This window comes from Rarobacter faecitabidus (assembly GCF_006716265.1).
Classification (GTDB): domain Bacteria; phylum Actinomycetota; class Actinomycetes; order Actinomycetales; family Cellulomonadaceae; genus Rarobacter; species Rarobacter faecitabidus.
Genome location: NZ_VFOS01000001.1, coordinates 262,537 through 281,698 on the forward strand (window position 1 = coordinate 262,537; position 19,162 = coordinate 281,698).

14 protein-coding genes and 1 tRNA gene are annotated in these 19,162 nt (G+C 67.3%); 12 read left to right on the forward strand and 3 right to left on the reverse strand.

All coding sequences use genetic code 11. The features are described from left to right. The first annotated feature begins 14 nt into the window (after positions 1 to 14). Positions 15 to 503, forward strand: coding sequence for a flavin reductase family protein (locus FB461_RS01305; protein ID WP_142118221.1), 489 nt, complete (start codon positions 15 to 17; stop codon positions 501 to 503). A gap of 172 nt (positions 504 to 675) precedes the next feature. Here FB461_RS01305 and FB461_RS01310 read toward each other — a convergent pair whose 3' ends face one another. Then, positions 676 to 2,538, reverse strand: a complete 1,863-nt coding sequence (locus FB461_RS01310; RefSeq protein WP_170222541.1) for a dolichyl-phosphate-mannose--protein mannosyltransferase — start codon at positions 2,536 to 2,538, stop codon at positions 676 to 678. Between the two features lie 34 nt (positions 2,539 to 2,572). On the opposite strand from FB461_RS01310, the gene rsmI reads away from it, so the two are divergent. The 6 genes from rsmI (at position 2,573) to FB461_RS01340 (ending at position 9,079) form a co-directional block, all read left to right on the forward strand. Continuing rightward, entirely contained in the window at positions 2,573 to 3,415 is an 843-nt protein-coding gene (gene rsmI / locus FB461_RS01315; protein ID WP_142118225.1) for a 16S rRNA (cytidine(1402)-2'-O)-methyltransferase, read from the forward strand. A 180-nt stretch (positions 3,416 to 3,595) separates the two neighbouring features. Next, positions 3,596 to 5,197: a methionine--tRNA ligase gene (metG, locus tag FB461_RS01320; protein WP_142118227.1), complete on the forward strand. Its 1,602-nt coding sequence runs from the start codon at positions 3,596 to 3,598 to the stop codon at positions 5,195 to 5,197. A gap of 7 nt (positions 5,198 to 5,204) precedes the next feature. Then, entirely contained in the window at positions 5,205 to 6,119 is a 915-nt protein-coding gene (locus tag FB461_RS01325; RefSeq protein ID WP_142118229.1) for a TatD family hydrolase, read from the forward strand. A 75-nt stretch (positions 6,120 to 6,194) separates the two neighbouring features. Then, positions 6,195 to 7,289 carry a resuscitation-promoting factor gene (locus tag FB461_RS01330; RefSeq protein WP_142118232.1) on the forward strand — a complete coding sequence of 365 codons (1,095 nt, stop codon included), beginning with the start codon at positions 6,195 to 6,197 and terminating at the stop codon, positions 7,287 to 7,289. After that, complete coding sequence (rsmA, locus tag FB461_RS01335; RefSeq protein ID WP_211349818.1) at positions 7,289 to 8,158, forward strand: 16S rRNA (adenine(1518)-N(6)/adenine(1519)-N(6))-dimethyltransferase RsmA; 870 nt, start codon at positions 7,289 to 7,291, stop codon at positions 8,156 to 8,158. Before FB461_RS01330 ends, rsmA begins: the two co-directional genes overlap by 1 nt. 3 nt (positions 8,159 to 8,161) lie before the next feature. Then, positions 8,162 to 9,079: a 4-(cytidine 5'-diphospho)-2-C-methyl-D-erythritol kinase gene (locus FB461_RS01340; RefSeq protein WP_142118237.1), complete on the forward strand. Its 918-nt coding sequence runs from the start codon at positions 8,162 to 8,164 to the stop codon at positions 9,077 to 9,079. Here FB461_RS01340 and FB461_RS01345 read toward each other — a convergent pair. Further along, positions 9,024 to 9,530, reverse strand: coding sequence for a MarR family winged helix-turn-helix transcriptional regulator (locus FB461_RS01345; protein ID WP_142118239.1), 507 nt, complete (start codon positions 9,528 to 9,530; stop codon positions 9,024 to 9,026). The two genes, FB461_RS01340 and FB461_RS01345, sit on opposite strands and share 56 nt — an antisense overlap. Before the next feature lie 255 nt (positions 9,531 to 9,785). Beyond that, positions 9,786 to 10,424 carry a TetR/AcrR family transcriptional regulator gene (locus tag FB461_RS01350; RefSeq protein WP_425466867.1) on the reverse strand — a complete coding sequence of 213 codons (639 nt, stop codon included), beginning with the start codon at positions 10,422 to 10,424 and terminating at the stop codon, positions 9,786 to 9,788. A gap of 72 nt (positions 10,425 to 10,496) precedes the next feature. On the opposite strand from FB461_RS01350, the gene FB461_RS01355 reads away from it, so the two are divergent. The 5 genes from FB461_RS01355 to FB461_RS01375 all read left to right on the forward strand — a co-directional run bounded on the left by FB461_RS01355 (position 10,497) and on the right by FB461_RS01375 (position 19,066). Further along, positions 10,497 to 10,568, forward strand: a tRNA-Gln gene (locus FB461_RS01355). A 110-nt stretch (positions 10,569 to 10,678) separates the two neighbouring features. Beyond that, the gene (gene glmU, locus FB461_RS01360) at positions 10,679 to 12,379 is read left to right on the forward strand and encodes a bifunctional UDP-N-acetylglucosamine diphosphorylase/glucosamine-1-phosphate N-acetyltransferase GlmU (RefSeq protein ID WP_142118241.1); all 1,701 of its coding nucleotides are present in this window, start codon (positions 10,679 to 10,681) and stop codon (positions 12,377 to 12,379) included. Beyond that, positions 12,376 to 13,362: a ribose-phosphate diphosphokinase gene (locus tag FB461_RS01365; protein ID WP_142118243.1), complete on the forward strand. Its 987-nt coding sequence runs from the start codon at positions 12,376 to 12,378 to the stop codon at positions 13,360 to 13,362. The genes glmU and FB461_RS01365 overlap by 4 nt, the downstream gene beginning before the upstream one ends. A 35-nt stretch (positions 13,363 to 13,397) precedes the next feature. Further along, the gene (locus tag FB461_RS01370) at positions 13,398 to 14,897 is read left to right on the forward strand and encodes a CDP-glycerol glycerophosphotransferase family protein (protein ID WP_142118245.1); all 1,500 of its coding nucleotides are present in this window, start codon (positions 13,398 to 13,400) and stop codon (positions 14,895 to 14,897) included. A 188-nt stretch (positions 14,898 to 15,085) separates the two neighbouring features. Continuing rightward, positions 15,086 to 19,066 carry an alpha-L-rhamnosidase-related protein gene (locus tag FB461_RS01375; protein ID WP_142118248.1) on the forward strand — a complete coding sequence of 1,327 codons (3,981 nt, stop codon included), beginning with the start codon at positions 15,086 to 15,088 and terminating at the stop codon, positions 19,064 to 19,066. The last annotated feature ends 96 nt before the right edge of the window (positions 19,067 to 19,162 follow it).

The window sequence follows — 19,162 nt, forward strand, 5'->3', positions numbered from 1 at the left end:
ATTATCGCCGGGGCATGAACGACGCGAGCGAGCAGTTCCGCGACGTTTCGAATCGACTCGCCAAGGGCGTCGCGGTCGTTACCGCGCGCCATCGCGGGCTGGACGTGGCCCGCACGGTGACCGACGTCATCGCCGTGTCCTGGGATCCACCGACCGTGCTCGTCTCCTTGTATTCCCTCGGTCGAATGGCCGAAGCCGTCGAGGACGCCGATTCCTGGGCCCTCAGCTTCCTCTCGGCGTCCCAGCGGGGCATCGCGCAGTGGCTTTCTGAACCCGGCACGCCGCTGATCGGCCTGCTCGATTCGGTACCGCACCACCGGCGCGCTCCGGAAGGCCCCGCGCTGATCGACGGGGCACTCGCCTGGGTGGTCGCTCGCACCTCGGATTCATTCGAGGTGGCGACTCACGTCCTCACCGCCGGGGCCGTCACCTGGATGGGAGCCAACGCGGAGGCCGGCGCTGAGCCCCTGATCCGGCAATTCGGCCAGTACATCCAGAGTTAACCCGCGGACGCGGCGGTCCCGCACCGGTCCTGTTCGGGGCGTAGCGGGAGGTTCGGCTGCGGAATTCGCGCGCACGCGGCCTCGGTCCGTCCGAACTCGTCCCGCCAGCCCGACCGGAAACCAGCCTCGCTCGATCCGTGGCGCATCCCTGGCGAAGGCGCCAGTGGCCCCGCTAAATCCAGGAAGCCGACCACATGTGGACCAGCCAGAAGAGGTACGGCACCGGCATGCCCGTCCACAGCGGCAGGAAGAACACGGACACGGCCACAATCGCGGCAATGATCGCCGCAACCGCCCACGTGGTGTTCCGTCGCCCACGCCTGGACCTTCGGACGAGGCGACGCGCGGCCAGTTTCGCGCGCGTGAGTTCGCCGTCCTCGTTCGCCCGTTCCACGAGCGAGGCGGACACCTCGGTCCGTTCGAGAAGCACCGCTGCTGCGTAGGCGACCGCGAGTGCCACGAACGGGCTGAGCACGACCATGTAGAAGTTGAAGATCGTGCGGTGGGCGAAGAACAGCCACGGCACCCACGCGCCGAAGTAACCCGCGATGACGGCCCCGGCCCGCCAGTCGTGGCGCGTGACCAGCCGCCACAGCGCGAAGATCATGGCCGCTGTCCCCACCCACCAGAGCACCGGATTGCCCAGCGCGGTGATCGCCTCGATGCACTTGTCGTCACCGAAGCACGAGATATCAGTGTCCTCCCAGAAGAAGGACGTCGGGCGGTACTGGATGGGCCAGAGCCACGGATTCGACATGTACTGGTGCGCCGAGTCGAGGTGCGAGTGGAACTCCAGCATCGTCGAGTGGTAATGGATGAACGACCGCGCGCCGTCCCACCAGCCGTGCAGCGCATCCGGCAGCAGGCTCGGATACGCCTCGGGGTGGCCGGCCGCCCAGGTGCGCCCCCATGCGCCCAGATGCGTGAACCATTTCCACCACGTCGCGACGTATACGACGACGGCGAGCAGTCCCAGTGGTACCGCCCGGGCGACGTCGCGCAGCAGCCAGTCGCGCACCCAGGGCAGGGGAGAGGACGAGTCCCCCGTCGCCGGGTCATCGTGATCGGTGTCGGGGTTGTCGCCGCTCTCGGCGGGGAACTCGTCGCTGGCTGTCGCCGCGAGGGCTGCGGCATCGGTCGCCGTGTCATCGAGGGCGGCGGAGGACTCGTCCTTCTTGGAAACCGGAACCGCGCGGCCGCCACTGGGGCGAGGCCCAATCCCGCTGCGCGCGATCGCCCGGCGCGCCGAGAGATCCCAGCAGACCATCAGCGCGCCGAACGCGATGACGAAGTACAGGCCGGACCACTTGGTGCCCATGGCAAGTCCCAGCGCGACGACGGTCCCGATGCGCCACCATCGGATGCCGGTGCGCAGGCGTATCGGGGGGCGGCCCTCGTCCGCGGCGCGTGCGGCCGCTAGGGCGAGGCGGCGGCGCGAATCGGTGCGATCGGCCACGACGCAGCCGAACGCGACGACAACGAAGAACATGAGCACGCCGTCCAGCAGCGCGATCCGGGACATCACGATGCCGAGGCCGTCAATGGCGAGCAGCCCGCCGGCCAGCGCCCCCAGCCTGGTGGAGGACAGCAGGCGGCGCGCGGTGCGCGCCAGGATCAGGATCGCGATCGTGCCGAGGAGCGCCGTCGCGATACGCCACGCCCACGGGTTCTCAACGCCGCCCAGCTTGATGCCCAGCCCGATGATCCACTTGCCGACCGGCGGATGAACCGTGTAGGCGGCCTTCTCGCTGTACAGGTCGGGGCTCCCGGCCGCGAACTGGTCGTCGATCTTCTCGGGCCACTGCGCGTCGTAGCCGAGCTCCCAGTAGGTGTAGGCGTCCTTAACGTAGTACGTCTCATCGAAGGCCAGGGTGCTCGGATGATTCAGCCCGATCAGCCGGATGAGGCCGCCGATGGCCGTCACGATCAGGGGCAGCAGCCACCCGCGATCGCGGAGGTTCAGTTCGCGGTGGCTGAACAGCAGCGCACGGAACTCGTCCAGGTGGCCGAGGCGGCCCTGCGCTGCTGTGCTCACGTAACGCAATGCTACCTATGACACGCTGTGACGTATGGCTGAAGCACGAATCGTCCTGGCGGCGACGCCCATCGGCAACTCTCGCGACGCATCCGCCCGCCTGGTGGAACTGCTCGCGACCGCCGACGTGATCGCCGCGGAGGACACTCGCAAGGTGCGCGATCTGGCCCGGCGCCTGGGTGTGGCGATGCAGGCCGAACTCATCTCCCATCACGAGCACAACGAGCGCGACCGAGTCGATGCGCTCCTGGACTCCGCGGAGGCGGGCAAGCTCGTGGTCGTCGTCTCGGACGCCGGTATGCCCACGGTGTCGGACCCGGGTTTCCCGCTGGTCGCGGAAGCGGCGCGGCGCGGAGTCGCCCTGACTGTGGCACCCGGCCCCTCGGCCGTGCTGACCGCGCTCGCGCTGTCAGGGCTGCCCACGGACCGGTTCACGTTCGAGGGATTCCTGCCGCGCAAGGAGGGCGATCGGCGCAAACTCCTGGCGGCGCTCGCGGACGAGGCACGAACCATGGTGTTCTTCGAATCGCCGCATCGCATCGACAAGTCGCTGGCCGACATGGCGGCTGCGTTCGGGGCGGATCGGGCTGCTGCCGTCTGCCGGGAACTCACCAAGACGTACGAGGAAGTGCTGCGCGGGGAAATCGGCGCACTGGTCAAAGACGTGGGGACGCCCCGCGGCGAGTACGTGATCGTGGTCAGCGGTGCGACTCGCGAGCAGACCGTGGACCTGGAGCAACTGGCCCGGCGCGTGCTCGACCTCGTCGCGGACGGGGTGCGGCTCAAGGAGGCGGCGTCCGCTGTGGCCGAGGCCGCCGGTGCGGCCAAGCGGGACGTGTACGAGGCCGCGCTCGCGGCACGCGGCGGCTCGCGCTGATCGCCGCTCGCTCGACCGCGCTAGAACACCGGATGTGGTTGCCGGGCACCGCCAATATCGGGTGTCCCACAACCACAACTGGTGTCGGCTTCGTATCAGACACCTCGCATTCGGTCGCTGGTGGTCCATTTTCCGAAACCCGTTCTCACTCACTGAGATGCGCGCATTACCATGGGAGGCATGGCTGAGCCCTCCTGTTTCTATCTCACTACGCCCATCTACTACGTCAACGACGCACCGCACATCGGCCACGCATATACGACCGTTGCGGCGGACATCCTCACGCGCTGGCACCGCCAGCGCCAGCAGGACGTCTGGTTCCTGACCGGAACCGACGAGCACGGCGAGAAGGTCATGCGCACCGCGCAGGCGCAGGGCGTCGCGCCGCAGCAGTGGGCGGACCGGCTGGTGGGCGAGGAGTGGCGGCCGCTGCTCGACCTACTCGAGATCAAGAACGACGACTTCATCCGCACCACGGACGAGCGCCACGTCGTCGCGGTGCAGCGATTCATCCAGCGCCTGTATGACGAGGGGCAGATCTACAAGGGCAACTTCGAGGGCCCGTACTGCGTCGCCTGCGAGGAGTACAAACTCCCCGGCGATCTGATCGAGGGCACGGGCGACCAGGAGGGTCAACTGCTCTGCAAGATCCATGGGCGTCCCGTCGAACTGCTCTCCGAGGAGAACTACTTCTTCCCGCTCAGCCAGTATGGAGATCGCCTGCTCGCGCTGTACGAGGAACACCCCGAGTTCGTGCAGCCCGCGTCGGCGCGCAACGAGGTCATCGGGTTCGTCCGCCAGGGCCTGCGCGATCTGTCCATCTCGCGCTCGTCCTTCGACTGGGGCATCGAGCTACCGTGGGACTCCGGCCACGTCCTGTACGTATGGTTCGACGCGCTGCTGAACTACGCGACCGCCATCGGGCTCGAGGACGCCGACAAGCAGGCCGAGTTCGAGCGCATCTGGCCCGCGAGCGTGCACCTCGTCGGCAAGGACATCCTCCGATTCCACGCCGTCATCTGGCCGGCGATGCTGATGGCCGCCGGGCTACCCCTGCCCGAGACGGTGTTCGCGCACGGCTGGCTGCTGGTCGGCGGCGAGAAGATGTCCAAGACCAAACTCACCGGCATCCACCCGCGAGAAATCGTCGAGGTTTTCGGAGCGGACGCCTTCCGTTACTACTTCACCCGCGCCGTGCAGTTCGGCAACGACGGGTCGTTCTCGTGGGAGGACCTCTCGGCGCGCTACAACGCGGAACTCGCCAACGGCCTCGGCAACCTCGCCTCCCGTGTGACGGCCATGATCGGCAAGTACTTCGGCGGCGCGCTGCCTTCAGTAGGCGGGCTGACGGATGCCGAAGCGGGGCTCGAAGCCGTCGCTGCCAAGGCGCTGGCGGACGCTGAGGCCGCAATCGACCGAATCAGCACGACCGACGCGGTGTCCGCCGTGTGGACGCTGGTCGATGCTACCAACCAGTACCTGACCGAGCAGGAGCCGTGGAAGGTCGCGAAGCTCCCGGGCGAGACGGACGAGTCCGGCGCTGGCGTGCAGGGCGGTCGGCTCGCCACCATCCTGGTGACTGCGGCCGAGGCGCTACGCGCGCTCAGCGTGCTGCTGAACCCTGTCATTCCTACCGCCTCCGCCGCCCTCTGGGAGAGCCTCGGCGCGGACGGCGACCTCGCTGCCGCACCGCTCGCCAGCGCCGGATCGTTTGGGCATCTCGCGGCGGGAACCACGGTGACCAAGGGCGCGGCGCTGTTCCCGCGGATCGAGGAAGAGTAGGCCGCAAGTGGGAAACCGCGACCGCTCGTGGCCCGCGCCGCCGGAGCCGCTGCCGGGCAGGATCGTCGATAACCACACCCATCTCGATTTCGTCGACGACATCCTCGAGCCCGGCGTGCCTGTGCCGACGATCGCCGAGCACCTGGAGGCCGCGGCATCGGTGGGCGTGGACCGGATCGTGCAGATCGGATGCGACCTGCCCGCCGCCCGCACCACGGTCAAGTGGTGCGGGCAGTATCCCATTCTTGGCGGCATCGCGATCCACCCCAACGAGGCCGTGCTGCACGCGGGCGTGCGTGAGGTCGGGCCCGACGGTCTTGAGCCTCGCCCGCAGGCGCATCACCGGATAGCCCTGCGCGATGCGATCGCCGAGATCGCGGACCTGGCGCGCGGCTGCGATGCCATTCGCGTCATCGGCGAAACGGGCCTCGACAGGTTCCGCACCGGCGAACTCGGGCTGACGTCGCAGATTGAGTCGTTTCGCGAGCACATCGCGCTCGCCAAGGAACTCGGTTTGCCCATACAGATCCACGATCGGGACGCGCACGCCGATGTCGTCGAGGTCCTGCGCAAGGACGGCGCACCCGATCGGACCGTGTTCCACTGCTTCTCCGGGGACCGGTCGTTCGCGGAATACTGCGTGCAGCAGGGCTGGTACCTCTCGTTCGCCGGGCCCGTCACCTACAAGGCGAACGACGCTCTGCGCGAGGCGTTGCGCGTCACCCCCGCCGCGCAACTCCTCGTGGAGACCGACGCGCCGTTCCTCACCCCGCACCCGCTGCGAGGACGCCCCAATGCCCCCTACCTGGCGGCCGTCACGGCCCGCGCGATGGCCGAAATTCGCGGGCAGGATCTCGCCGCTTTCTGTGACGTGATCTCGGCAAACAGCGAGGAATTGTACGGCCCGTGGCCCGGCCTGTGACGTAGGACACTCGCCAGAGCGTGGTTAATTCGTTATCGTTGGACGAGTTGTCTGCCGACCTTAAGGTTTATTTGCGTGTCAGTCCGAAGCCCCCTCCGCCGTCAGGTCACCCAATGGGTGGCGCGTAGCACCGTTGTCGCGGTGCTCGCCGCTGGCACCGTGGGATTCGCGGCGAGCCACAAGCGCATCACCGTCGACCACAACGGAGCCATGGTCACTGTGACCACGTTCGGCTCGACGGTCGGCGACGCACTCGCGGCCGCGGGTATCACCCCCGCCGATTCCGAGATCGTCGCACCATCGGCGGACGAGAAGATTTCCGACGGCGATCAAGTCACCGTCCGCACCCCCCAGGACGAATCCGACCTGATGCTCCGCGGCGGTGCGGCTAGCCGGTCCGAGGACCCCGTGCGCGGTCCGCTCATCAACGTCACGGTCACCATCGACGGTGCCGCCAAGCAAGTCGCCACGCAGGCGACCACAGTTCGCTCACTGCTCCGCGATCTCGAGGTTACGCTCGGTGATTCCGACGCCGTGATCCCCGGTCTGGACACCGCGCTCGCCGAGGGTGCCGCGGTCACCGTCGCGGAGGCGGCCACCTCGTCCACCACCGTTGTCGAGGACGTCGATTTCAAGACGACGACCAAGGACGACCCGAGCCTGGAAAAGGGCGAGAAGGTCGTCGAGACCAAGGGCGAGAAGGGAACGCGCACCACCACGTATTCGGTGGTAACCGTGGCCGGCGAGGAAATCTCGCGTCAGCAGATCGCCTCCGCCGTCACCAAGGCGCCCGTCAACAAGATCGTCCGCGTCGGCTCCAAGTCGGCCGCGTCCGACATCGACGTGCCCACGTCCTCACCGATCACCCCGGGAAGCGCGCGCGCCATCGCCAAGGAGATGGTGCTGGATCGCGGCTGGGACGAGGACGAATTCGCCTGCCTCGATGCGCTGTGGCAGCGCGAATCGGGCTGGCGGGTCACCGCGCACAACAAGGGATCCGGCGCGTACGGCATCCCGCAGGCGCTCCCCGGTTCGAAGATGGGTAGCGCCGGCTCCGACTGGCGCACATCCGCGGAGACGCAGATCAAGTGGGGCCTGGGCTACATCAAGGGCCGGTACAAGACGCCATGCGGCGCCTGGTCCTTCTTCAAAGCCCGCAACTTCTACTGATGCAACTACTAGGTCCAGCACAAATTCGCGACCTTGCCGCGACCGCCGGAGTGACCCCGACCAAGGTGTGGGGACAGAACTTCGTTCACGATGCCGGAACGGTGCGCAAGATCGTGCGCGCCGCTCAGGTTCAGCCCGGCGACCGGGTGATCGAGGTGGGACCGGGACTCGGCTCGCTCACCCTGGGACTGCTCGAAGCCGGCGCGCACGTCACCGCCGTGGAGATCGATCCACGCCTAGCCGAGCAACTTCCGGCGACCGTGGACGCATTCGCGCCGGAGGCGCGCGATCGTCTCGTCGTCATCAACGATGACGCGATGAGGGTCACGGATGTGGGCGAGCCGACCGCGCTCGTCGCCAACCTGCCCTACAACGTGGCGGTGCCGATCATCCTGCATCTGCTGGCCAGCGTCCCATCGCTGCAGTCGGTACTCGTGATGGTGCAGGCCGAGGTGGCCGACCGGCTCGCCGCACCCCCGGGCTCCAGGACGTACGGCGTGCCCTCGGTTAAGGCGCGCTGGTACGGCACGGTTCGCCGCGCCGGCACCATCGGCCGGGCGGTGTTCTGGCCGGTTCCCAACGTCGACTCCGCGCTCGTCCGGATAGACAAGGGCGATCCGGTACAGACCGAGGCGACGCGCGGACAGGTGTTCGCCGTGGTGGACGCAGCGTTCGCGCAGCGACGCAAGACTGTGCGCAAAGCACTTAGTGTCCTCGTGGACAACTCCGCTATGCTCGACGATGCGCTGGGCGTCGCGGAAGTCGACCCTCGCGCGCGCGGCGAGCAGTTGGATGTCGAGGACTACGCGCGCATCGCGTCCGAGCTTGCTCGCTCCGGCGCGGAATTAGCAGTACGAGGAGTTACCTGAGCCATGACGATTTCTGTCACCACATTCGGCAAGATCAATCTTTCGCTCCGCAGCGGTCCGGTGGACGAGCACGGCTACCACCCCCTGCGCACCGTGTTCGCGTCGCTCGACCTGCGCGAGACGATCAGCGTGACGCCAGCAAGCGAGTTCACCCTCCGGGTGGCGAACGACCCGGCCGGTCTCGTCCCGTTGGACGAGTCCAACCTGGCTACCCGCGCCGCCAAGCTACTCGCTGAGCGCGTCGGGCGCCGCCCCGATGTCGCCATCGAGATCGTCAAGGGCGTGCCGGTTGCGGGCGGTATGGGCGGCGGTTCGGCGGACGCGGCCGGCGCTTTGCTTGCGCTGAACGAGCTCTGGGAGATCGGCCTGCACCCGCGTCAACTCGCCGCTATCGCGCGTCCGCTCGGGGCCGACGTGCCGTTCGCCGTGCTCGGCGGCGTTGCGCTCGGTACAGGCCGAGGTGACAGCGTGCAGCCGGTGCCGAGCGCCGTTCCACTGCACTTCGCGCTGGCTTTCCAGGACGAGGGCATCTCGACCGCCGGCGCGTATCGCGCCTACGATGCGTTGTCGCCGAGGGCACTGAACCAGGATGCTGAGTCAGCGCTGCTCGCCGCGCTGGCGGCGGGTGACCTCCTGGCCATCGGCGCCGAACTCCACAACGATCTGCAGCCCGTGGCGCTGCAGTTCATTCCGCGCCTCGCCCAGGTGATGGACCTCGCAACTGGTCAGGGGGCGCTGGGCGTCATCGTCAGCGGGTCGGGTCCGTCCGTTGCCGCACTCGCTCGCGACGCCGACCACGCGGCGGAGATCTGCGCGGCATGGCTCGCCTCGGGCACCGTGAGCGGCGCCCGCACGGCGGTGACGGTCACTCCGGACGAGGCTCGTGAAGCGAGCTCAGCAACGCACGCAGCGTTTGCGTGAGGCGAGCCTGATCCGCCGTCGTCAGGGCGCCGAGGAGGGCGCGTTCGACCTCGATGAGGTCGGTCATGGCGGCGTCCACCTGGTCTAGCCCGCGCACGGTTGCACTCACGACGACCCCGCGCCGATCCGTGGGGTCTGGCTCGCGCGTGACGAGTCCGCGCGCGACCAGGCGATCCACGCGGTTGGTCATCGTGCCCGAGGTGACAAGGGTTTGCGCGACCAGCGCTCCGGGCGAGAGGGAGTACGGGTCACCCTCGCGGCGTAGCGCGGCGAGGACGTCGAATTCCCAGGTCTCGAGGCCGTGACGCTCGAAGGAGCGTCGCCGCGCCTTGTCGAGGAGGCGAGCGATGCGGGTGATACGCGACATGACCTCGAGGGGCGCCAGATCGAGGTCCGGCCGCACGCGGTGCCACGCCCCGACTATCTGGTCCACCTCGTCGCGATCGGTCATCCCTAGACGATACCTTGACGTCAAGATTCTTGATGGCTTCGCCGCCGGGCTGGGCGGCGTCCCAAAGCGAGATGGCCCGCGACTCGCACTCGCGGCGCGGTCACTGCGCGTGGTTCGCGCAACGATAGTGCAGTTCGCTAACTGGTATTTCACACCTCGAACAGCACGATCATGGCGCGAACCGGCTTGGTCGGCGACGGGCCATCGGTGGTCGAGTGCCGGGCCGTCGGCGGCACATCGATGGCCGTCACTGCGCTAGGCGGGTGAAGCGCCCGCGGATGCGATGTGCGGATCGCGCCGGAGTTCCGACAGCCCGAACCAGGCGAGGTTGACCAGGTGGGCCGCCACCACGGACTTGTCGAGTTCGCGGGCGTCGAGCCAGTACTGTCCGGTCAGCGCGACCATGCCGACGAGCATCTGCGCGTAGATCGGTGCCGCCTCGGCGTCGAGCCGCCGCCTGCGGAACTGATCGGCGAGCATGTGCTCGACCTGCGTTGCGACGTCCCCGATCAGGCTCGAGAACGTGCCGGTCGCCTGAGCAACGGGGGAGTCGCGCACGAGGATGCGGAAGCCGTCCTCGTTCTCCTCGATGTAGCCGAGCAGGGCGAGCGCCGTGCGCTCGACCAGCAGTTTCGGGTGACCGCCCTTGGCCAGCGCCCCGGAAAGGGCGTCCGTGAGCGCGCGCGTCTCGCGGTCCACCACGACGGCGTACATGCCCTCTTTGCCACCGAAGTGCTCGTACACGATGGGCTTCGAAACGCCGGACTGCGCGGCGATCTCCTCGACCGAGGTGCCCTCGAACCCCTTCGCGGCGAAGAGCCGGCGCGAGACGTCGAGCAACTGCTCCCGACGCTCCTGCGCGGACATGCGCGTCCGCTTGAGTTCAGAGGCCATGTCTCCATCTTGCCTGAATCTTTGGCACAATAGTCGAGGCGCACCCGCTCACTGAGATTCTGCGGGCGCCGTTCCGCCTTGGTGTAATTGGCAGCACACGGGTTTTTGGTGCCCATAGTCCAGGTTCGAGCCCTGGGGGCGGAGCTGAGTTTTCCACAGACGTCGACAGGCGCGGTCGCGGCCATCGATCGCGGTAGAGTTATGTGCGAACGCCACGCCGGTCGGGTGGCTCAGATACGGACAGGAGTTTCTCCGTGGCGTACGCCGCCCCAGCAGCTGTCATCGTCCTCGCCGCAGGTGCCGGGACCCGCATGGTTTCCGACACTCCCAAGGTTCTGCACCGTATCGGGGGCCGCTCCCTCCTGGGTCACGCCATCCACGCTGCGCAGGGACTCGATCCGCAGCGCATTGCCGTGGTCGTGCGGCACCAGCGCGATCAGGTGGCCGAGCACGCCGTGGAGATCAACCCCGATGTGCTGATCGCCGACCAGGACGATGTCCCCGGTACGGGACGCGCCGTCCAGTGCGGCCTGAGCACGCTCGACGCGTCGGTGCAGGCACGTCTCGCGGGACAGCACGGCGCGCCGATCGACAGCGAAGGCACCGTGAGCGACGCCTACATCGACGGGGCGGTGGTCGTCATCGCGGGCGACGTCCCGCTCCTGGACGCGGACACGCTCGGCGAACTCGTCTCGGCGCACGCCGCGGACGCGAACGCGGTGACCATCTTGACGACGGAGGTCGCGAACCCCGCCGGATACGGGCGCATCCTGCGCGACCCGGAGACGGGCCAGGTCACGGGCATCGTCGAGGAGCGCGACGCGAGCGATCAGCAGCGCCTCATCGCGGAGATCAACTCATCTGTTTACGTCTTCGACGCCGCCCTGCTGCGAGCCGCGCTGGGGCAGGTCACCACGCACAACGTGCAGGGCGAGATCTACCTGACCGACGTTGTCGCCATTGCGCACCAGCAGGGCCTGCCGGTACGCGCCGTGAAGTCCGATGATCCGATGGTCGTCGAAGGCGTGAACGACCGAGCGCAGCTCGCGATTCTCGGCGCGGAGCTCAACCGTCGCGTCCTCAACGACTGGATGCAGCGCGGCGTGACCGTCGTCGATCCAGCCACGACGTGGATCGACGTGGACGTGGACCTCGCCCAGGACGTCACCCTCCTGCCCGGGGTGCAGCTTCACGGTGCGACGTCCGTCGCCAAGGGCGCGACGATCGGCCCCGACACCACGCTGACGGATGTCGAGGTGGGGGAGAACGCGACGATCATCCGCACGCACGGATCGCTCGCCGTGATCGGAGCGGGTGCCACCGTGGGCCCGTTCGCCTACCTCCGGCCCGGCACCGAGCTCGGCGAGGCGGGGAAGATCGGCACGTTCGTCGAGGTCAAGAACGGGAAGATCGGCAAGGGAACCAAGGTTCCGCACCTGTCCTACGTGGGCGACGCGACCATCGGCGAGGGCACCAACATCGGTGCCGGCACGATCTTCGTCAACTACGACGGCGTGAACAAGCACCACACCACCGTCGGCGATGGTGCCCGAACCGGCGCCAACAACATCTTCATCGCGCCGGTCACGATCGGCGACGGCGCGTATACCGCAGGCGGCACGGTCGTGCGGTACGAGGTCCCCGCCGGAGCGCTCGCGGTATCCGCCGGACGGCAACGCAACATCGATGGCTGGGTCGAGCGCCGCCGGCCCGGCACCGCTGCGGCTGACATCGCTCGCAAGGCGCGCGGCGGTCAGGGTACCGACGGCGGCGGACTCAGCCGCCAGGCGCGCGAGGAGCAAGCCCGCGCCCAGCAGCGCGGCTCACAGGCGCCACCGGCCACCCCTGTCGATGGCGCGGGCTTCGGCTATCGCATCCAAACTCCGCCCTTCGGCACGCCGGTGGGCGGCGTCGAAGGCGACAACTCCAACAATGAAGGCGGCGCGGGTCAATGACGGGACTGTTCTCCGAGAACGGCGGAACAAAGAGGATGATGCTCGTCTCGGGACGAGCGCACCCTGAGCTTGCCCAGCGCGTCGCCGAGGAAATGGGCGTGGAGCTCGCTCCCGTCAACGCTTACGACTTCGCCAACGGCGAGATCTACACCCGAGTCGGCGAGTCGGTGCGCGGCTCGGACGTGTTCGTGCTGCAGTCCCACACGAGCCCCATCAACCAGTGGATCATGGAGCACCTGTTGATGGTTGACGCGCTCAAGCGCGCGTCCGCAAAGACCATCACCGTGGTGATCCCGTTCTACGGCTACGCGCGGCAGGACAAGAAGCACCGCGGCCGCGAGCCGATCTCGGCCCGACTGATCGCGGACCTGTTCAAGACCGCGGGCGCGCATCGCATCATGTCCGTTGACCTGCACACTGCGCAGATCCAGGGCTTCTTCGACGGGCCCGTTGACCACCTGTGGGCGATGCCGCTCCTCACCGACTACGTGAAGACGCGAGTGGACGTCACGAACGTCACGGTCGTCTCGCCGGATGCCGGCCGCATCCGCGTCGCGGAGCAGTGGGCGGCGAAACTGGGCGGTGGCCCGCTCGCATTCGTGCACAAGACCCGCGACATCACTCGTCCCAACCAGGCTGTGGCCAACCGCGTGGTCGGCGATGTCGCCGGCCGCACGGCTGTTCTCGTCGACGACCTGATCGACACGGGGGGCACGATAGCCGAGGCAGTGCGCGTGGTGCTGGAGGCCGGCGCGAAGGACGTCATCGTCGCCGCCACGCACGGAGTCCTGTCGCACCCCGCAGCCCAGCGGCTGCAGGAATCGGGCGCCCGGGAGGTCATCGTGACCGACACGCTCCCAATTTCGGCCGAGAAGCGCTTCGAGCGCCTGACCGTCCTGTCCATCGCGCCGGTCATCGCTCGGGCGATCCGCGAGGTCTTCGACGATGGCTCTGTCACGTCGCTGTTCGACGGCAACGCCTGACGGTTTGATGTGTCGTGGCGCGACTGTGGCGATTGGTGAACAGGCACGCCGGTGACCTCGGGGCGGCCGCGCTGGCCGCCCTGGCCGTGGCCGGGCTGGGGTCCGGATCCACCCGACCGTGGTGGGTCGCGATCGCGGCCGTAATAGCCGCGCTCACCCTGCTCATTCGGCCAGTCGCAGAGCGTGTGGCCAGCGTGCCACTTGTCGCCGCGAACGGAATCCCGGGGATTCCCCCCGTCGCGGTCGGGCGCGGGCGCGCGGTGCTCGTCGCGTGGGCCCGGGCCGTCACTGCTCCAGTTACCGCTCTCGTCGCGTGGTCCGGGCGGCCGTTTGCGGCAGCAATCGTGGCGACTGTCGGAGGACTCATCCTGGCTGGGACCGCGTATACCGCATACCGCGCCATCGTACGCAGCCGCGGTCAAACGGCATCCTACGCCGAGCGCATCGCGGCGCTCGGCCCGCAGTTTGCGATTTATACCTCCCGCATCAGCCACAACCGCTACCAGATAGCGATGTGGCAGGAACTCCTGGTGGAATCAGGCGCACGCGGAATCGTCATCGTCCGCGACCGGTCGGCGTTGCGCGAACTCGCACCTGGCTCGCCGTGGCCGGTTCTCCTCCTCCCGCGCGCCGAGGATCTTGAGATTGCGCTCGCTCCGTCTCTGCGCGCGGTGTTCTACGTCAACACACTTCCGCGCAATCTCGACATGGTGGCTTGGCGTGGGCCGCGACACGTGTATCTGGGCCATGGTGACTCGGACAAGCCGCTCTCCTCACATCCAGGGCATGCAATGTTCGACGAGATCTGGGTCGCGGGGCAGCATTCGATCGAGCGCTATGCCGAACGTGGAGTGGCGATCGAACCATCGAAGTTTCGCATCATCTCGCGGCCGCAGCTCGCCGAACTGACAATGACTCGGCCGGCGGACAGCGGTCGCCCGACCGCGCTCTATGCGCCCACCTGGAACGGCTACAACTCACTCACCCGTCTCAGTTCCCTCGGGATCGGCTACGGCATCGTCGAAGCCCTGATAGCGGGGGGTGCGCGGGTTGTCTTCCGCCCGCATCCCATGTCTGGTCGCACTCGTTCGGGGCGGCGCGAGATCGGGCGCATCAGGAAACTGCTGCGAGAAGACACCCGGCGCACTGGGACTGGTCACGCGTGGGGCATCGAGGCGACCGGCGCGACCTTCGCGACGGTGGCGAGCCAGGCCGACCTCCTCGTCACTGATCCGTCGAGCGTCATCGCGGACTTCCTGGTCACGGGACGCCCGATCATCGTGGTGAAGCCGGAGGGCCTGAGCGAGGCAGACCCGCTACCTTCGGTCGACGAAGTCGTGCTTCCGGCCCTCTACCGGGTGCGGGGCGACCTCGCCGATCTGCCAGCCGCTATAGGGGACGCCCTCGGTGCCGATCATCGCGAGGCGGCTCGAACGGTAGCCCGAGACGCGCTGTTCGGGCAGCGACCGGGCGGCGGCTGGGAAGAGTCGTGGCGAGCTGAACTGGCGCGCGTCCTCGGCGCAACAGCGCGATGATCCGATTAACCACCTTTGTTATTGAATCGTTACAAATAGTCGCCACGGGCCGAAACGCTTCGCTTGAGGCCGATCTTCCCGGCCGATCGGCGCAGGCGAACGTTCTTCCCTCTTGAGGGTGCGGCCGCAACCCACTAGGCTCAAACCGGTTTGATCACGCCGACGTGGTCAATGCAAGAGGAGTCACGATGAAGTTACGTCTCTCGGCCATCGTGGCCGCAGTTCCACTCGCCTTGACGATGGCGCTGACCCCAGCGGTACATGCGGCACCGAGTGCCGAGCCGCAGGCGGCTGCTGTCACTACCGACGACCTGGCCGATTCTTCCGCGCATCAGCAGCGCTGGATATCGTCTCCGGGCTCGCGCATCACGCTGAACCCGGGCAACCCCGCCGAACTGGCACCGACGATCCCGCTGAAGACCGAATACTTCGGATGGGGCGGCGAGAGCTACCAGGAGCCGCAGCTCAAGATCTTCCGCGCGCAGGACCGAGCGCCGCAGTCGGCCGGTGGCTCGACGGCAACCGAGGTCGGATTCCGCGAGGACTTCAACGACCTGGCCACCAACAACTGGCAAAACGAGAACGTGACCTCGCAGATCGTCAATCTGGACGGCGCCAACAAGGGCCTGAAGGCGACCACGGCCGCTGGCAGCGAATACGGAAACGTCTATTCGAAGAAAATCACGGTCAACCTCACGGAGTACCCGATGCTCACCGTGTCCGTACCCGAACTGGGCGGCGGTGGCGTGAGCTACTGGGCGCTCAAGATCTGGCCGGACGGCAGCGGTGACCGCACCGTTCAATCCGACACGAACCAGGCCGGAACCTTCGACTATGACCTCTCGGAGATCGACTCGACCTCATCGCTCACGGGCGTCCAGACCTTCCAGGTCCGCCTCTTCGTGACGCGCAGCGACGGGGTCAACGCGCGGACGGCCACGTTCGACTATCTCCAGTTCTGGGGCACTGGTGACGACGGTGGCGAACCGGTCGAACCCACCGTGGGCTTCTCCGATCCCATGAACGCCACGACGCAGTCGCTCTGGAGCGCGAACAACAACCAGGGCAACGGCATGACCTATTCGGCCGACTCCAGCGGCGGGCGCGTGACGCGCGGCGCGGGAGCCAGCAGCGAGTGGGGCGCGATCGAGCGTTCGGTGACCGTCGACCTGGATCGCTTCCAGACTATGTCCATCACCGTGGGCGCGACGTCCGGGTCGTGGAACGCTGCCATCGTCGAGGGCGGGTACGAGAAGAAGAAGGTCGCGTCATCCGACCTGACCGACGCGCGCACCGTAACCCTCGATGTGGCGTCCGCGACGGGCTGGAGCGGCACCAAGACCTTCCAGGTGCGGATTTACCACAACGGAGCGGTGGGCTCGTCCACCCTCTTCACCAACCTGCACTTCTCCGGTACGCCGCAGTGGCTCGACGCGGCGAGTTCATACACCAGCACCTGGCGGCCTGAGGCCATCGACTACACCGCGCAGTGGGCCGAGGGCGACTCGATCGCGGGCTTCGACACGACCGTTGGCATGGATGCTTTTGGACGAGTTCTCCGTCCCACCTTCTCGAACGGCTACCTCGCGGTCCTCGGCCGTTACCAGGGAGAGGCGAGTTACGACAAGGCCACCGGTACGTTGAGCGTGATCACGTCGAAGGACTTCGGTTCGAACGCATGGTCCGTGAAGCTCCCGGCGGGCACCGACCTGTACTTCTTCACGTCCGAGGGATCGGCCCGCAAGGGTAAGAACGGGGGAGCCAATCCTCGCCCCGGTGGCGGCTACTGGGCGGCCACGCTCGATCCTGCAAGCGACCTCGCCATAGGTTTCGGCTACGAATTGATGGCGAGCAACTCGTCCACCGAGGCCACCCGAGCCGCTGCGGCCAGCGCCGCACACGCGGGCAACGCCGCAACCGTGACCGCCCTCGAACAGGCCCGCACGGGCTGGCGGCAGCACTACAACGACTTCCTCGCGCAGGTGCCTGCCCCGCAGGACTTCGAGCTCAGCGGGATCGACGCCAAGGGACTTTCATCCGCGGACGTCAAGCGGGCCTACTACACGGCGTGGATCGGGCTAGAGACGAACATAATGGCGCCAACGCCGGAGACGCAGGAGCCCGGGGATGGCTTCTGGCAGATCGCCACGGGTAAGCCATCGACCTACGCGTCAGGCCCGCGCGGAGCCGAGGCGTCGGCGGAGTGGGATTCGCTGTTCGGCATCCAGTTCATGTCATACATCCGGCCCCAGATAGCCTGGAGCGCGTTCAAGGGCAACCTGAAGCACGCCGTGCCGGAACCCGGGACGAGTCACGAGACGCTGCCCAGCCGTAAGGCGCAGACCGCGTGGATCCTCTACGAGGTGACGGGCGACCAGACCCAGCTCGCGTCCGTCTATGACCGCATGGTCCAGTACCTCGACTGGGCGTCGCGTGACGAGAACATGCAGTGGAGTTACACTTCGGGTGGCAAGGCTGAGCGCGACGCCGAGTTCTACGTGTCGATGATCGTAGACCTCGGATACGCAGCAAAGATCTCGCGCCAGCTCGGCCACGAGAGCGATGCGCAGCGGTGGGAGCAGACAGCGACCACCCTGACCAGCACGTACGCCTCCCTGTTCTTCCCGCCGAGCGGATCGCCGTTGTACAAGACCTGGATCGCGAATACCCAGGGCTGGCCGATCCACGGGAACGTGACGGAGCCTATCCAATACGTTCTCACCGGACTGCATACGCCGGGCCTCGGGGCGACCCAGATGGACAAGCTGAAGACGCTGTTCAACAACAACTTCAATGTCTCCAAGGGTCTCGCTGGGCTGACCGGCCCGGGCAACAAAGACATCAAGGCGCCCGACATTCAGTTCGTCACCTATGGCCTGCTGGGTCAGGGCATGGCGACGGAAGCCGAGCAGGTGCTGCACATCATGAACCGCGACATCATCCGCTCGGGTGTCTTCGCGGAGACCTATGGTGTGAATGGCGACGGTTCGATCTGGGGCGGATCGGTTGCCCCGTCTATCTTCGGCAACATCCACTTCATCGACAACGTGTGGATCGCCAATGGCTATCGCATGGATGTCGGAGACCCGGCCATCCTTCGCTTGCCAGGCACCACGGGCGGTCTGACCGGGCTGAAGGTGCACGGCTTGCCGTTCGACCTCGACATCGACGGTTCGACCGCGAAACTGAGCGGCACGGCCGTGAACGCGGGATCGCTGCCCGCGAGCATCGACGTCTCCGTGGTCGGTCAGACCGTGCTGCCACCCGTCGCGGCACCATCCAGCGACGCGTCCCTCTCCTCGTTGGCATACGACGGTGTCGCGGTGCCGGGATTCACCGCAGCGGTCAAGGACTACCAGGTGGAGCTACCGGTTGGGTCCGCCAGCGTTCCGCAGGTGTCCGCCTCGGCGGCGCACCCCGGGGCGAGCGTCTCGGTATCGCAGGCGGCCGGGCTTCCCGGCACGGCTGAGGTCGTCGTGACCGCCGCCGACGGTACGACGGCCACCTACTCGATTCACTTCACCGTCGCGACCAAGCCGGGGGAGCCGGGCCCGCAGCCAACTGCGGTGACCCTGGTCGCACCCGCGACCATCGCTGCCGCATTCGGCCAATCCGCCAGGTTGGTGGTGACGGCCCAGGCGACTGGCGCAATCCCCGCGGGTGACATCGCGGTATTCGAAGGCTCGCGCAAGCTGGCCTCGGCCAAACTGGCAGCGGGGCGCGCCACTGTGGTCCTGCCCGCGGCGCTCGCCGTTGGCCGGCACTCGTTCCGGATCGCCTTCACCCCCTCGGGGACGTCGTTCAAAGCGGCGCAGGCCTCGTCCATTCTCACCGTGACGAAGGCCAAGCCCACATTGAAGGCCGTCAAGATCGTCAGCCCCAAGAAGGCGGGCGGGAAGATCAAGCGCGGCAAGGCCGCGAAGGTGAAGGTCATCGTCGCGGGTGTCGCAGGTGTGGCGCCTACGGGCAAGGTCGTCCTGAAGGCCGGGAAGCGCACCGTCGCGTCCGGGAAGCTCAAGAAGAGCGGCACGCGATCGGTCGTGACCGTGACGATCAAGAAATCGGCCACCAAGGGACTGAAGAAGACGACCAGGCTCAAGGTGGCTATGACCGAGAGCAAAACCTACTCGCAGCTGTTGAAGACGACAAAACTGCGAGTCGTCAAGTAGCCGCGCGGCGTCCGGGACCTGGCAATACCGGACGCCGACCGCCACTTGCCGATCCACTCGACACCGGACGCCATCACCGCGACCGCCGTTCCACTC